We start from the raw sequence: 15,513 nt of genomic DNA, 5'->3' as shown, positions 1-15,513 counted from the left end.
GGTTCTTAGTCTATTGACTAAGGCCAGCCTTGCTTCGTAGGTTGGGAGCGCATAGATTGTCAAATGTTGGATTATTATGGCGGATTGACGGTTCCCTTTTGCATTCCTTACAATAATAACAATCAATGGAAACTACTCACCAGGAGCGGGGGAACCACAATTTGCTGCCGAAATCATCGTACTCTCTGAAGAACAGAGCTTACTTCTTCTTAATTCTTAGTTCTATCATTCCCTTATCTCTAATCGGCTACATCTCCTATGTATCTATGATTTCCCTGCTAAACACGAATATCGATGATGGCATTCACAGCAATATGAAACAGTTCCAAATTAGCGTTGACCATGTATTCTCGAATTTAGAAGATTCAGCGCTGCAGCTTGCGATGTATAACGGGCGAGTGGCCGATGATATTGAGACCTTCATTGATACCAAGGATATTATGACCAAATATGAGAAGAAGAAAGCGGTCATTGAAAGCATTTCGCTCATTAATGCCGCTAAGCCGGATATTGGGCTGATTTTCTTCTATTATGCCAATAAGAATCAAGTCATGTTCGAGAATCAAAGTGTCGATGATGGGTTCAGTCTGGAGCTGCTGCCTCAGCTGGCAGATGGCCTTAACGCAAACTTCTACGGACCGCATATGACAGTGAAGCGTGCGAAGGACATGATGGTTTTCTCGATTGCGCGAAAGGTCAACCTCATTGAGGGCGCCGATTTATACGTCTATATCGAGACCAGCATCAAACTGTTTGAAGATCTGTTGAAATCGCAGCGATACAAGCTGGATGTATCGTCGATCCTGCTCAATGACAAAGGCCAGGTGATGTACAGCCAGCGTCCGGAGGATTTTGCGATTGGCGAACGGATCGATGTAAAGCAGCTGAGCAGCACGGGCAAATCGGATTCTATTAAGAAAGGCTATTATGTCTTCTCGCAGAGGGGCGAGCTCGGGTGGTATATTCTCTCCGCCGTTGAGACGAAGGCATATAGCGCAGATGTGAAGAAGTGGATCGGCAAATTCGCGCTGTTCGCCGTACTGTCGATTGTCATCAGTATATTGCTGGGGCTCTCCATATGGAGAATTGTCTCGCGGCCGCTGCGGACAATTAATAGAGAGATCATGCTGCTGGCGCATAACAAATTTAATTCCAAGGTGAAGATGACCGGAATTGTAGAGTTCGATAGTCTGCTCGTGCAGTTTAACGATATGAAAATCAAAATTTCGGACTTGTTCAAGGAACTGGAGGAGAAGGAGCGCAAGAAACGAGTCGTTGAGGTGGAGAAAATCCTGCATCAGATTAACCCTCATTTCTTGCATAATACGCTGAATACCGTCCAGTGGCTGGCAAGAATGAATGGGCAGGACGAGATTGACCGTCTGGTCGCCCTATTCACGAGAGTGCTTCACTATAACCTGGGCAAGGAAGGCGGCATCGTTTCCTTGAACGAGGAAGTGGAGGCGCTTCAGAACTACGTGGATCTGCAGCGAATTCGGTACGCCTATCATTTTGACGTGCAAATTGTCGTCGATCCTACGCTTGGCGATGTCAGTATTCCGCGGTTTATCATGCAGCCGATTGTGGAGAATGCCATCTATCACGGTCTCAAGGATGAGAGCGGGTCCATCAAGATTGCCGTATACGAGCAGGACAAGCAGTTGATTATTACCGTTGAGGACAGCGGCGAAGGGATGACCGACGCGGACATTGCAAGAATGCTGGAGCCGCAATCCGAAGAACACAAGAAGGTCGGTATGGGAATCGGACTTAGCTATGTCAAATACATGCTCGAAGTGAATTACGGCCAAGAGGCCGAAATGGACATCAAAGGCGAGAAGGGCAAAGGCACCGTATTCAAGCTTCGTCTCCCCATCAACCGCAGAGAGCATAAGGAGGAACTGCAATGATCAGAACGTTAATTGTAGACGATGAAATCTATGTGAGAAAAGGGCTTATTTCCGTCCTGCCCTGGGAGAAATTCAGCTTCAAGATCGTTGGGGACGTGAGCAGCGGGGACAAGGCGCTTGAGTTTCTGAAAGGCAACGGTGTTGATGTGATGTTCATGGATCTGACGATGCCGGGCATGTCGGGGTTCGAGCTTATGAAGGAAACTCGCAACAGCTTCCCCGATCTGAAGGTGGTTGTCCTGACCTGCCATCAAGACTTTGAGTTCATTCAAGAGACGATGCGCCTGGGCGCTATTGATTATATTGTCAAAACACAGCTGGAGAAGGAGAAGGTAGAGGATGTACTGGAGCGAATCGAGAACCGGATTCAGCGTGATAACAAAGACCGGAGCGGGAGCGATTATGCGCCGATCTTCAAGAACGAACATGGGAAACGTTATTCAGAGGAAGTGGTCTCCTGCATCAACAATGCCGTCAAATTCATGAACGAGCATCTGTTTCATGGCATCAACCAGGAAGAGGTCGCCAAGGCCGTCAATATGAGCAGAGGGTATTTCAGCTTGTGCTTCAAGGATATCGTAGGAACCCCGTTCAGCGAATACTTGAAGAACATGAAGATCCAATCGGCCGAATCGCTGCTGCGCAAAACGAGCAAGCCGGTCTACTTGATCGCCGACCAGCTCGGCTTCCAGGATGAGAAGTATTTCAGCAAGCTGTTTCGCGAGCATTGTGGCATGACGCCTACCGAGTTTCGGGAACGGAACCGATAAGAGCCAATAAACAATTTAAGCGCTTTCAACAACAAGGGAAAATTTTGCTGAAATGGTGCGAAATTTGTATTGGAAACGTGTACATTTGATAACCGGATTCCCAGTTGCTGATGATGATTGTCTATCTCGTCCTTCCGCAATTCAGGCTTACTATAGAGATACGCAATACAACAAATTCACAGAGGTCAAGGGGGATTCAAGTGAACAACAAAGTAAAGGCAGCAGCATCCATTTCACTGATCGCGGCATTAATGTTGACTAGCGCAGCTTGCGGTAATTCAAACAACACAAACGAGAATGGCAGCACTGCAGCAACCAACAATGCGGCAGCCACGAATGAGACAGGCACCAATAACGCCGCGGCAGCAGAGAACACTGCGCCTGCTGAGAAGCCTGATCCGTTTGGCAAGATGGACGAGTTAGTTGAATTCACGACAGGGATATCGATTTCCGCGGAATCGAAACCGCCTGCCGGTGAGAGCTTTGAGAATAACGATGTACAGAAATGGTTCGAACAGAACTTGAATGTAAAGCCGAAGATGGCATGGTCGACAAGTGACCAGAACTTTGCTTTCGAGCAGAAGGTCAGCTTGTTGATTGCAGCTAATAACATCCCGGACGTACTGTCCATCAGCGTGGACCCGAATGGTCTTAGCATCTTGAAGAAGCTGATCAAAGCGGACATGATCGAGGATTTGTCTAAAGTATACGAGGATTATGCATCGCCATTCCTGAAAGAAAGCATTGCACTAGGCGGACCTGATGCGCTGAATTCGGTGTCTTCTGACGGTAAGCTCTATGCGATTCCATCTATTGCAGACGTTGAAACGGCAATCCCGGTGATTTGGACACGTAAGGACTGGCTGGATCAAGTAGGTCTTCCTGAACCGAAAACACTTGACGATGTAGAAACAGCGCTTAAAGCATTCAAAGACAAGTTCGGTGCAGGCGTGCTTCCTGCTCAGCAAAACATCTATGGCGCAGACACCAACTCCTTCGACTTCGTATTCGGAGCGTACAATTCCTATCCGGGTCAATGGGTGAAAACAGCAGACGGCAGCGTGGGTTACGGTTCCGTTCAGCCTGAAGTAAAGGGCGCGTTGGAAAGACTCGCTAAATGGTATAAAGAAGGCATGGTTGCGCCTGATTTCATCATGAACGACAGCAACAAATCGGTTGAGCAGATTGCAAAAGGCAAAGCAGGTATCTTCCAAGGCGCTTGGTGGTCTACTTGGTATCCGCTTCCTGACTCCATCAAGAACGATAATAAAGCGAACTGGCAGGCGACTGTACTGCAAGGCGTAGACGGCGTTGCTCACGCTAAAGGTTACGGCGCGGTTAGATCGTTCGTAGTGGTGAAGAAAGGGTTCAGCCATCCGGAAGCCATTATGAAGATGCTGAACTATGCACAAGAAGCGAACACGAAGCACCTGGATTGGTACAACAAGCTTACCATTGACGAAGGCGCTAAATACTTGAATGCGAAGATGCCTTTGCTGCCGGTTGGCGTAAGCGCGAAGGACCCGCATGAAATTACGGTTCGTTACAAAGCGATTCAAGATGTTCTGAACGGTACGACACCTATGGATAAAGCAGATCCGGAGTCCAAAGCACAAGCAACAGCGATTCAGAACTACGAGAAAGCAGCAGACAAGTTTGCAGATATGGGATTGTGGAGCCTTGCTAACCAATTCGCGGTCGGCGCAGCAGGTCTGGTGAAGAACCCGGTTCAACAAACGCTTCCGGCATTTATCGGTTCGACTGATTTGATGCAGAAGAAGAAAGCATCCATGGATGACTTGGAGAAGAAGACTTTCCTTGAAATCATTACAGGCAAGAAGTCGATTGAAGAGTTCGATAGCTTCGTTAAGCTGTGGAACGACATGGGCGGTAAAGATATTACGGCCGAAGTGAATGATATCGTAGCTAAATAAATCCGATTATGACTCTCTAACAAGTGCTGAGTGCCTCCAGCCTCAGCACTTGTTTCATCCGAATTGAGGTGGAATGATGTTGAAGACGAACAGAGTGCGTAGCAGGGAAGCCATCCACTATCACTTCATGTTGTTTCCGAGTATTCTCCTATTGGCTATTTTCAGCATTTATCCAACGCTTGGTTCGATTCTGGCATTCAAATATTTTGATCCGATTGCCGGCATATGGGGATCGCCTTGGGCGGGGCTGGACCATTTCAAAATGCTGTTTCAAATACCGGAGTTTAAACAAATCACGATTAATACGATCACGATCTCTATTGTCAAAATCATCCTTAATACTTCTTGCGCACTTGCCTTTGCTCTGCTGCTGCACGAAATTAAGAAAAAATGGTTCAAGAGATCGGTACAGACGATCGTGTATCTGCCGTTCTTCCTGTCATGGGTTATTATGGCAGGTATTTTCAAAGACTTCTTCTCGCTTGACGGCTTAATTAACGGCTTGGCTCACAAGCTGGGCGCTAGTGAACCCACCATGTTCTTCAATAGCAATACATGGTTTATGATTATCATTTATGTAACGGATGTATGGAAAGGCTTTGGATTTAATGCGATCGTCTTCTTGGCTGCACTAACGGCCATTAATCCGAATTTGTATGAGGCTGCCGATGTGGATGGCGCTTCAAGATGGGCGAAATTGGTGAATATTACTCTCCCTAGTATCAAAGGAACGGTTGTACTGATTCTGATCTTGAGTCTTCAAGGCATCCTGAGCGGAGGCTTCGATCAAATTTTCAACTTGTACAATCCACTTGTCTATGAAGTGGCTGATATTTATGACACGTATATTTATCGCATGGGTTTCCAGAGCAATCAATATGAATTTGCTACTGCAGTAGGTTTGTTCCGATCGGCAGTTGCCTTTATATTTATTTTAGTCTCGCAATGGTTGGCCGAAAAATATGGCGAATATAAAGTGTTCTAGACGATTGGGGTGCAACAGATGGGCATTCGATTAACGAAAAGCGATATTATCACCAACTCGATCATATACGGTATTCTGACCTTGTTGGCCGTCATTACACTTGTTCCGCTGCTCAATATACTGGCCATTTCACTCAGCGACAGTGCCAAAGCGACCGCGGGTCTTGTAACGGTGTATCCGCTAGGCCTAAGTTTTAAAACATACGCGACGATTTTCCAAGATCACGCCATCCTGACTGCGGCCGGCGTATCGTTCAAACGGGTTATCCTTGCTCTGATCCTTAATATGGTGCTGGTTGTCCTGGCTGCTTATCCTCTGTCCAGGAGCAAGCGAGTATTTCGTTCCAGAGGCGTGTACATGTGGATCATTATCGCCACGATGCTGTTTGGACCGAGCATTGTCCCCATGTTCTTTACGGTGAAGGATATGCACATGCTTGGAACGATCTGGGCGCTTGTCATTCCAGGTGCTGTAGGCCAATTCAATATTATTCTCATGCTCAACTATTTCCGTAATATCCCCTCTGAGCTTGAAGAATCCGCAAGTATAGACGGTGCCGGTCCTTGGCGCAGATTGCTGCAAATCTATGTACCATTATCCATGCCGATTATGGCGACCATTGCACTATTCGTCGTCGTAGGGAACTGGAATGCTTATTTCGATGGCTTGATTTACTCCATGACAACGGACGATTTCCCACTGCAAACCTATATCCAGCAGCTTGTTGTCAAATTCGATACGACGGTACGCGATGTAGAGCAGATCAAGAGCATGGCTTCGGTATCCAACCGCAGCTTGACCGCTGCGAAGCTGGTCATTACGATGATCCCGATTCTGGTTGTGTATCCGTTCATGCAGAAGTACTTCATCAGCGGCATTATGCTGGGTTCGGTGAAAGAGTAGTTGACGAAGGAAGAAGAAGGCTCCGAAGCGTGTTCGCTGAACCGGTTCGGGGTCTTTTTTTTGACTAGACAATTAGGTGCTAGTAGTGGCATTAATAGGTAGAGGAACAATTATATCCCTAATAGGTCGGAGGTAGCTGCAGCATGCTGTATGAGTTGAAGAACATAGAGAGTCGAGCTTTTACATCCGAAAATAAGTCAGGAGCAGTCGGCGCCGGCGGGCAAACGCAGAATGGCCGGAAGGGTTCGCCGTGTATTGAAGGTTTCCGAAAGGGCCAGACGATCGAGCTAGTCAATTGCGACGGACCGGGTATCATCCGTCATATATGGATTACGCTGCCGCCGGGCAACATCGATCATATGCGGAATGTCATTATCCGCATGTATTGGGACGGCCAGACGCATCCGAGCGTGGAAGCGCCGATCGGCGATTTCTTCGGCGTTGCGCATGGTCGGCAGAAGGCGATGTTATCCGACTGTGTCACGATGCAGAGCGGGAAAGGGCTGAACTGCTGGATTCCGATGCCCTTCAAGGAGAAAGCGGTCGTAACCATTGAGAACGACTCCAGCTCCGATGTTTCCCTCTTGTTCTATCAATTCGATGTGACGCGCGGCGACGAGCTGGACGAGTCGACCGGCTATTTTCATGCCCAATTCAGACGGAGTAATCCATGCCCGATGCACGAGGATTTCGTCATTGCGGATAACATTAAGGGGCGAGGCGTTTACCTCGGAACGACACTTGGCGTGCGCAGCATCTACCGGGATTGCTGGTGGGGTGAAGGCGAAGTGAAGTTCTATATCGATGGCGATTCGGATTACCCGACCATCTGCGGAACAGGCGCTGAGGATTACATGGGTTCAGCGTGGGGACTCGATGAGGTGTTGACACCGTATCAAGGTGCTCCATTGGTCGATCATGACAACGGTCTATATTCCATCTATCGTTTTCATGTCCGCGATCCGATTTATTTCCAAGACAGCTTGAAGGTGACGGTACAGCAAATCGGCTATGGCTCCGGTACCAAAGCGCAGGCTTATTTGGGAGAGGATTACACGGGGTATCGGGCGGCAGGTAATGGACCTGAAGCGGATGATTGTTATTTTGAGCTGAGTGATGATTATAGTGCGGTTGCTTACTGGTATCAGTCCCTGCCTTCGCAGCCGTTTGCTGATTTTCCAAGCAGGGAAGATCGAATAAAGGATTTGCTTGTTGGCTCGGCGGACGGTCCGAAGCGCAGTGACGTGTAAGAGAAGAGAGTAGGGCAAGGCGTTATCTGACAAGCACCATCGAAAGCGATGGGCTCGTGGGATAGCGTCTTTTTCATGAAACAAAACAGCAAAATGTCACGGAAACGGAGCAAATGATCCTCTATAATCCTCCCCTTATCCGACTTAACATAAGGTCATGGATAAACATTTGGGAGGTTGAATCGATGCATTTGCATGAATTGACGATGGAGCAGTATCTTTCCTGGGAGCGAGACGGCTACTTAGCGATTGAGGATTTTCTAAGCGAGGAGGAGCTTCTTGCTTACAACACGGCAATGGATGCAACACTCGCGGCTTGGAAGGCTAAAGGGCATATCATGCCGTCCAATATTGATAAGGTGAGCAGCGTCATTGAGCACGGGGAGATATATCTTGCGTTGATGGAGCATCCACGGATGATGGGCATTATGCGGGATGTCATTGGCGATGCGTTCACAATGATCGACAATGAGCTGTTTATTAAGCATCCCGGACAAGTGACGCATGCGAATTGGCATAGGGATACGGCAACGACGATGCTAATTGGAGGGAAGCGGGTGCCGTTTATGGTGAAGGTGTTCTATTTTACGGCTGACGTGCCCTACGACGGAGGCTGCCTCTCCTTCCTGCCGGGAAGCCGGCATATGCACGATGATGTGCTGCCATCTGACGAAGCAGGCGGACAGATGCCAGGTCATGTACGGATGAACGTGAAAGCAGGAACGGCTGTCTTGTTCGATGGGGCCACCTATCACGCCGCAATGGATAACACCTCCAATCAGCAGCGAAGATCGCTGATTTACAACTATGGTCCGCTGTTTCTCAAGCAATGGCCGGGTTATGAACCAAGCGCTGCACTGCTCGGTAATAAGGAGAACACGCCGCTGCGAAATATGCTGCTAGGCGCTTCCCCGTGGCCGCGTGATCCGCGCGTATTCCAATAAAGAGGTGATGGAATGGATAATCTCTTGCTTCGGCTGCTGACATGTCGAGAGAAATCGATTCGTGTGGGCATTGCCGGTGCCGGTAGATTCAGCACTGGACTGGTCATTCAGGCTGCGCGAATGAAAGGAATGAAGATTGCGGTTCTTTATGACGCGAATCCCTATTATGCAACTGAAGCTTATTTGGCTGCCGGATTCAGCAGGGACGAGATTAAGACGGCGGATTCTGAGGCTGCTATTCAAGCGGGGATTGAGGCTGGTAAACCCGTCATTGCGATAAATCCATACGATATGCTGAGCTGCGATCTCGATGTCATCGTGGATTCGACGGGCTTGCCCGTATTCGGGGCACAGTTCGCCTACGAGGCACTCCGCCATAAGAAGCATGTGGTGATGGTCAATATTGAAGCAGATGTTGGCGTTGGCGCTGCGCTTCGCAGCATTGCCGAACAGGAAGGCGTCGTTTATACGCTTGCCGATGGCGATCAACCCAGTCTGGCCAAGGGGCTGTACGATTGGGCGCGGACTTTAGGGTTTGACGTGCCGGTGCTCGGGAAATGGATGACCGTTCATTCACAGGAGGAAGTCGACCGCAGATTAAATGACCGAGATGCGATGCGTGACACTGATATTGCATATTGGGACGGTTCCAAATACCAGATCGAGATGGCGTGTATGGCCAACATGACAGGTTATGTACCGGACATTCCCGGTATGCACAAGCCGCAGGTACCGCTCTCGCAAATTCCCGAGGTGTTCCGACTGCGGGAAGAAGGAGGGATTCTTCACCGTCATGGAGTCGTCGAAGTTGTTGATTTTCGTGAAATCGGCGATGTCAGCCATGATCATCTGAACGGCGGTGTCTTCATCGTCATTGCCAGTACGGATCCTTTCGTACAACGACAGTTGCGGGATAAGGGGATTCCGATGTCAACGGATGGATCTCAAGGAGTTATCTATCGCGCGCATCACTTCGTTGGTATGGAGACGCCGATATCGATTGCAAAGGCCGTTCTGCTCGGCGAAGCTACAGGAAGTCCCCAGCTTAAAGCGACAAGCGACGTCGTGGCTGTTGCCAAACGAACGATTAAGGCAGGGGAAACGCTCGATGGAATGGGCGGGGAGACGGTCCGTGCACATCTGGTAGCGGCGGTAGGCTCCTCTTCAGAGGACGGTCTGCCTTATGCACTGGCTCAGAACGTGATTGCCAGAGTGAATATCCCTAAAGGGACGATAATTACGTATGGGATGCTGCGGGAACGCGGCTCCGATTTTATATGGCAGCTAAGGGAAATGCAAGATGGGCTGCGCGCATTCTAGCAGGGATAAAAACAATCCAAACGCCTAAGGGGCGCAGCGGATTGTTTTTTTGTTCACGTGCGACTGTCATTGAAATGTGCAAGTTTTCATTGCTCACTCTCATAGGAAAGGGGTCTATTCTTTTCTATACTAAATGTAACAAATCAGGAGGGGGTAACAAGTTGGAGGCGCAGCAATCCATCATTGCGGCGGCGGCACAAACAAAGCAGAAAACAAAGCCGAAGCTGATTGAGACATTAAGAAACCAATGGGATTTGCAACTTATGATCATCCCTTCCATCGTGTTCATCTTTGTATTTAGTTACATTCCGATGTACGGTGTGCTGATGGCGTTTCAGGACTACAACATGTTTGAAGGTTTCTGGGCAAGCCCTTGGGTAGGGTTTAAGCACTTTAAGATGTTTGTGGAGGCGCCTGAGTTTTGGCAAATCATGCGCAACACGATTATGATCAGCCTGCTTAAACTGTTCTTCGGATTTCCGGCCCCGATCTTTCTGGCACTGATTCTCAACGAGGTCAGAAGTATGGTGTTTAAACGGATTGTCCAAACGGTAAGTTACCTTCCTCACTTCCTCTCTTGGGTTATCGTGGCCGGCTTTGCGATGTCTATGCTTTCGACGGATAACGGCAGCATTAACATCCTTCTGCAGAAGCTGCATATGATCGAGGAACCGATTAACTTCTTGTCCATGCCGGAATACTTCTGGGCAATCGTGGTTACGACGGGCATCTGGAAGGATATCGGGTTTGCGACGATTGTTTACCTTGCGGCGATTGCCGGCGTTGATCCGCATTTGTACGAATCGGCCTCCATAGACGGGGCAAGCCGCTTCAGGATGATGCTTCTCATTACGCTTCCTTGTATTATGCCGGTCGTGATCATCTTTCTGATCCTGGCGGTAGGCGGTATATTGAATGCGGGCTTCGATGATTTGCTGCTGCTGGGCAACAACCCGATTTTAAGAGATGTATCCGATGTCATCGATACCTACGTGTATCGCATCGGTATCTTGAGCAATCGGTACTCCTATGCAACGGCAGCCGGGCTGTTCAAAGCCGTTATCAGCGTGGGGCTGCTCGTTCTCGCTAACCGCGTAGCGCGTCGTCTGGGTTCGAGTTTGTGGTGAACCGCGGGAGCTCAGCAGCTTGGAATAGGAAGGAAAGGGGCGACCGGTCATGCATTTAAGCGGCGGAGACCGCGTTATGCAAACGTTTATTTATAGCTTTCTCGTCATTCTTGCATTCGTTACGTTGTATCCGTTTTGGAACAGTTTGGTCATCTCACTCAATTCCGGGACCGATACGACGCTAGGCGGCATCACCTTCTGGCCGCGTGACTTTACGCTGGTTAATTACCGAATCGTCTTCAAGGATGAACGTCTGTTGCAAGCTTTCTCCATATCGGTCTTGCGCACGGTCATCGGCACGGCCATGGCGATCTTCTGCACGGCGATCTTCGCTTATGCCATGTCCCGCAGGGGAGTGGCCGGCAAGAAATTTTACATGGTCTTCTGTATCGTCACAATGTATTTCAGCGGCGGATTAATTCCATTCTTCCTGCTTTGCCGTTCTCTGGGCATGATGAACTCCTTCTGGGTCATGATTATTCCAGGCCTGATAAGCGTATGGAACATGATTATATTTCGGACCTTCTTCATGGAACTGCCGGACGGACTTGAGGAATCGGCCAAAATCGACGGTGCAAATCATTTCAGTATCTTCTTCCGCATCTTCCTTCCGTTGTCCGGACCTGTCGTTGCCACATTGTCGCTATTTACGGCTGTTGGCCATTGGAATGACTGGTTTACGGCGACGATCTTCATTAATAATCCGAATCTGATTCCGATTCAAACGCTGCTCAATCAGATCCTGAATTCCAACATCGTTTCAGAGCAGCTGGCTCAAGCTGCCGGGGGCAATGCTTCCGCGCTGGACGCCATGGATCGGCTGAAGACGGTCACGACCAAATCTCTGTCGTCGGCCACGATGATGGTGGCGACACTGCCGATTATTATGGTTTATCCTTTCGTGCAGAAGTATTTTGTCAAAGGTGTATTGGTTGGCTCGCTAAAGGGCTAATCGAATCGTAGGATTGGTGATAAGCTTGGGAAGAGCTTGCACATACATGATTTACATTATTCGTTATCAGGGGGAATCCACTTGAAGGCCAGAAAAATGCTCTCGGTAATTCTTGTAAGCATGCTCGGTTCGGCTCTACTTCTTTCTGCTTGCAGCGGCAATAACAGCTCGAACAATGGGAAGTCGGAAAGTGGCAATGCGACGAGTACGGAAGGTAATGGCAACGATACGAAAGCTGTAAAGGAGGAACCACTGACCTTCTCTTACTTTGGGAACTATGATTGGTGGGGACTTGACTCTTGGGGATCCGATATGATTTCCAAATGGATTACGGATAAGAAAGGCGTAACGGTAAAGGAAGTAGCTACAGGAGGCGCATCGCAAGCCAAGCTCAATACGATGATCGCATCCAACGAACTTCCGGATCTTATCTTGATGGATCGCGGACCTGGAGTGGAACGGCTGCGTGCCGCAGGCGCGCTTGTGCCACTCGATGAGTATTTGGATAAATATCCGAACTTCAAGCAATATGTCGGGGATGCGACGCTTAATTTGCTTCGGTCATCGGACGGCAAACTCTATCAGCTGCCAAACTACTATACGTCTACGCCGAACGGGAACTCGGGCTGGCTGATCGAGAAGAAGATCTATAAAGAGCTTGGTTCACCGGCACTGGATACCTTCGATGATCTGCATGCTTATCTGAAGCTCGTCAAAGACAAATATCCGAATGTCATTCCGCTGGAAATCGATACTTCCGGCTGGGGTCACCGCATGATCTATACCGGCTTCAAAGAGAATAACCCACCGATGCTGGTTGATCACTCCGTATATGTCGATGGGGATGCGTTGAAACCGGTTTGGGGCGATCCGGCTTATGCCGAAGCGCTGAAATACACGAGCATGCTATTCAGGGAGAAGCTCATTTCCCAGGATGCGCTTACGCAAACCGGAGATCAGCTCTCGGAGAAATTGATCAACGGACGCGTTGCCGTCATCGCAGCAGGCGACGCAGCGAACCTCGGACGCTCACCGGATGAAGAGCTGAAGAAGAAAGATCCGGAAGACGGCTACATGGCCATCTGGCCGATTCATAAAGCCGGACTTGATAAAACCAAAATTATGCCGAACAACTGGAACTCGCTTGGCTGGAACGTAAACGTCATTACGAAGAACGCGAAGGATCCGGAGGCCATCTTCAGATTCTTGGATTGGATGACAAGTCCGGAAGGACAACAGGTCGTATGGTTCGGTCCGCAAGGCGTACTGTGGGATTCGGTTGACGGGGACGGCATTCCGATTCCGAATGACAAGTGGACAACGATGCCTCCGGAGGAGAAGGATAAAATCGGTTTGCAATCGTATAACTTCGTAGGCAATACGACCTTCATTGATGGCGCTAAAGTGAAAATCGAGATGGCGTTACCTGAAGATAAACGGAACTGGTCGACGGTGCAGCAAACAAATGTGTTCTGGAAAACATCGGTGAACGCGACCCAATTCGTTAATCTGGATCCTTTACCGGATACTGCAGAGGGGATTGCGGCGCAAAGCGTAGGCGAAATTGCGAAGGAAGCATTGGCTAAAGCCATCTTTGCAAAGAATGACGCGGAGGTCGATGAAGTGTTGGCGCAAGCAGAGAAAGACGCACTCAAAGTCGGTTTTGACAGTGTGTTGAAATTTAAAGAGAATGCTTGGCACAACAACCAGACTATCGTTGGACAATAATTGTATCTTGCCGGGTACTGGAAGGAGAGTATACTTGAAACTAGGTATACTCTCTTTTTTTACCAAGCGAGAGATGGAAGGGAGAATGGCTGTGTACACTGTGTTGCTTGCCGATGATGAACGACTCGATCTGGAAGGACTTCGAAGGCTTGTCCCATGGGAGCGCATGAACATGCAAGTCATCGGAGCTGTGAACAGCGGCTTCGCGGCCCTTGATTTTCTGAACCGGCAGAAGGTGGATATCTTGGTCACGGATGTGCGTATGCCGCGTATGACGGGACTTGAACTCGCGCGCTCGGCGCTTGATTTGCAGCCGGCGTTAAAGGTTGTTTTCGTGAGCGGCTTTGAGGATTTTCACTATGCCAAAACGGCATTGGAAATGGGCGCCAGCAACTATGTGCTAAAGCCGGTAGATGACGAGGAATTCAATCAGGTCATGAACGCAGTAAGCATGCAGTTGGACGAGGAGCGAGAGAAGCAGTCGTGGATTGAAACCTACACGCAGTCGATCCCTTATTTGCGCAACGCGTTCATCCGTCAATGGCTGGAAGGCACTGAAACAGGAATAGGCGAACAGGAAGAGCTGTTCATGAAATTGGAACGGCTTGGTCTGAGTAGCTTCAATGCCTCCTATGCCGCAGCCATAATCGAAGTCGACGATGTTTCCTGGAAGCTGGTTACGGGTCAGAACGAGCAGCACCGGGATGGGATCGATCAGCTGCAACAATTTATTACCAATGCATGCGTGGAAGAGGCAATCGGATACCCGTGCAAGGTAGAAACACATCGAATAGGTCTGGTAGTAGGCGGCGATGATTATGGAATGAAATTGACGCGGCTGATTCAGAGGGTGAAACAGCAGTTCCAGGCTTCGATTACGATTGGGATTGGAAGCGTTGTCACCCGCCCCGAAGAACTTCCGTCCTCCTACTTGCAAGCACGAAAGGCATTGCATGCCAAGCTGTTTAGCGGGAAAGGAAAGATCATTACATACGAGGGGCTGGAAGAGCAGCCGATCGCAGGCAGCAGTAATTTGGATCTTATTCTGTCCGAACTGTTCAAAGCGGCCACCGACTACGACTTAGTAAAGGTCGACGATTGTTTGGTGGATTTGTTCGCTTTCGCTTCCAAGCTGGAGCAGAAGAGTACCGTATACAATTTCCTGCTGCATTTGATCTCAAAGCTGGAGCACTATTTGCTGGGCATCAATGAAGATCTCTATCAAATGATCGGACTGGATTATCGCAGCTTGGACATTCTGCATCAGTACGAGACGATCGACGACATCGTGTCATGGTTCCGGCGTAAATTGTTCGAAGTGTCGGAGAAGCTGCATGTGAAAGGGCAGAAGAAGAACAGAAAATTGATCGAAGAGGTTCGGATGTACATCGAGCAGCGATTAGGTACGGATTTGACTCTGAGGGAGGTAGCGGATCACTTCTCCTTCTCCCCGAATCACCTGGGCTTGTTGTTCAAAGAAGAGATAGGAGAAACCTTCAGCAATTATCTAATTGGAGCTAGAATGACCGCCGCTAGGAACCATCTGCAGGATCCTAAGCTGAAAATATACGAGGTCGCGCACAGGGCAGGCTATCAGAACATTGCCTACTTCAGCAGGCAGTTTAAGGAATGGTCGGGCATGACGCCGGGAGATTTCCGCAAGCAATGCTAACGTCGTTTCAATAGAGGG

12 protein-coding genes are annotated in these 15,513 nt (G+C 49.0%); all 12 read left to right on the top strand.

Translation table 11 applies throughout. The features are described from left to right. Positions 1 to 161 precede the first annotated feature (161 nt). The 12 genes from BLW29_RS21525 (at position 162) to BLW29_RS21470 (ending at position 15,495) form a co-directional block, all read left to right on the top strand. Entirely contained in the window at positions 162 to 1,910 is a 1,749-nt protein-coding gene (locus BLW29_RS21525) for a sensor histidine kinase (protein ID WP_177186749.1), read from the top strand. Further along, positions 1,907 to 2,680 (top strand): response regulator transcription factor, encoded by a 774-nt coding sequence (locus tag BLW29_RS21520; RefSeq protein ID WP_090983395.1) that lies wholly within the window; start codon positions 1,907 to 1,909, stop codon positions 2,678 to 2,680. Before BLW29_RS21525 ends, BLW29_RS21520 begins: the two co-directional genes overlap by 4 nt. A 200-nt stretch (positions 2,681 to 2,880) precedes the next feature. After that, positions 2,881 to 4,614, top strand: coding sequence for a type 2 periplasmic-binding domain-containing protein (locus BLW29_RS21515; RefSeq protein WP_177186748.1), 1,734 nt, complete (start codon positions 2,881 to 2,883; stop codon positions 4,612 to 4,614). A gap of 79 nt (positions 4,615 to 4,693) precedes the next feature. Then, complete coding sequence (locus tag BLW29_RS21510) at positions 4,694 to 5,599, top strand: ABC transporter permease (protein WP_256208769.1); 906 nt, start codon at positions 4,694 to 4,696, stop codon at positions 5,597 to 5,599. Positions 5,600 to 5,617: 18 nt separating this feature from the next. Further along, the gene (locus BLW29_RS21505; protein WP_090983391.1) at positions 5,618 to 6,502 is read left to right on the top strand and encodes a carbohydrate ABC transporter permease; all 885 of its coding nucleotides are present in this window, start codon (positions 5,618 to 5,620) and stop codon (positions 6,500 to 6,502) included. A gap of 143 nt (positions 6,503 to 6,645) precedes the next feature. Further along, a complete protein-coding gene (locus tag BLW29_RS21500) occupies positions 6,646 to 7,752 on the top strand; it encodes a glycoside hydrolase family 172 protein (RefSeq protein WP_090983389.1) in 1,107 nt (368 codons plus the stop codon). 185 nt (positions 7,753 to 7,937) lie between these two features. Beyond that, complete coding sequence (locus BLW29_RS21495) at positions 7,938 to 8,696, top strand: phytanoyl-CoA dioxygenase family protein (protein WP_177186747.1); 759 nt, start codon at positions 7,938 to 7,940, stop codon at positions 8,694 to 8,696. A 12-nt stretch (positions 8,697 to 8,708) separates the two neighbouring features. After that, positions 8,709 to 10,016 carry an NAD(P)H-dependent oxidoreductase gene (locus BLW29_RS21490; RefSeq protein WP_090983386.1) on the top strand — a complete coding sequence of 436 codons (1,308 nt, stop codon included), beginning with the start codon at positions 8,709 to 8,711 and terminating at the stop codon, positions 10,014 to 10,016. A gap of 263 nt (positions 10,017 to 10,279) precedes the next feature. Beyond that, positions 10,280 to 11,143: an ABC transporter permease gene (locus tag BLW29_RS21485; protein ID WP_090983497.1), complete on the top strand. Its 864-nt coding sequence runs from the start codon at positions 10,280 to 10,282 to the stop codon at positions 11,141 to 11,143. 49 nt (positions 11,144 to 11,192) lie between these two features. Further along, on the top strand, positions 11,193 to 12,095 hold the full coding sequence (locus tag BLW29_RS21480; protein WP_090983384.1) for a carbohydrate ABC transporter permease: 903 nt from the start codon (positions 11,193 to 11,195) through the stop codon (positions 12,093 to 12,095). 81 nt (positions 12,096 to 12,176) lie between these two features. Next, positions 12,177 to 13,823, top strand: a complete 1,647-nt coding sequence (locus BLW29_RS21475) for an extracellular solute-binding protein (RefSeq protein ID WP_256208767.1) — start codon at positions 12,177 to 12,179, stop codon at positions 13,821 to 13,823. 91 nt (positions 13,824 to 13,914) lie between these two features. Then, positions 13,915 to 15,495, top strand: coding sequence for a response regulator (locus BLW29_RS21470; RefSeq protein WP_177186746.1), 1,581 nt, complete (start codon positions 13,915 to 13,917; stop codon positions 15,493 to 15,495). Positions 15,496 to 15,513: the final 18 nt, after the last annotated feature.

This window comes from Paenibacillus sp. CF384 (assembly GCF_900106745.1).
GTDB lineage: Bacteria > Bacillota > Bacilli > Paenibacillales > Paenibacillaceae > Paenibacillus_Z.
Note: the sequence above shows the minus strand (reverse complement) of the source record. Positions and strands in the feature narration are given on the sequence as shown.

Bases quoted from the DNA above. Each gene is read 5' to 3' on its own strand.
- BLW29_RS21520 (WP_090983395.1), top strand. From the start codon at position 1,907: ATGATCAGAACGTTAATTGTAGACGATGAAATCTATGTGAGAAAAGGG.
- BLW29_RS21505 (WP_090983391.1), top strand. From the start codon at position 5,618: ATGGGCATTCGATTAACGAAAAGCGATATTATCACCAACTCGATCATA.
- BLW29_RS21500 (WP_090983389.1), top strand. From the start codon at position 6,646: ATGCTGTATGAGTTGAAGAACATAGAGAGTCGAGCTTTTACATCCGAA.
- BLW29_RS21495 (WP_177186747.1), top strand. From the start codon at position 7,938: ATGCATTTGCATGAATTGACGATGGAGCAGTATCTTTCCTGGGAGCGA.
- BLW29_RS21490 (WP_090983386.1), top strand. From the start codon at position 8,709: ATGGATAATCTCTTGCTTCGGCTGCTGACATGTCGAGAGAAATCGATT.
- BLW29_RS21485 (WP_090983497.1), top strand. From the start codon at position 10,280: ATGATCATCCCTTCCATCGTGTTCATCTTTGTATTTAGTTACATTCCG.
- BLW29_RS21480 (WP_090983384.1), top strand. From the start codon at position 11,193: ATGCATTTAAGCGGCGGAGACCGCGTTATGCAAACGTTTATTTATAGC.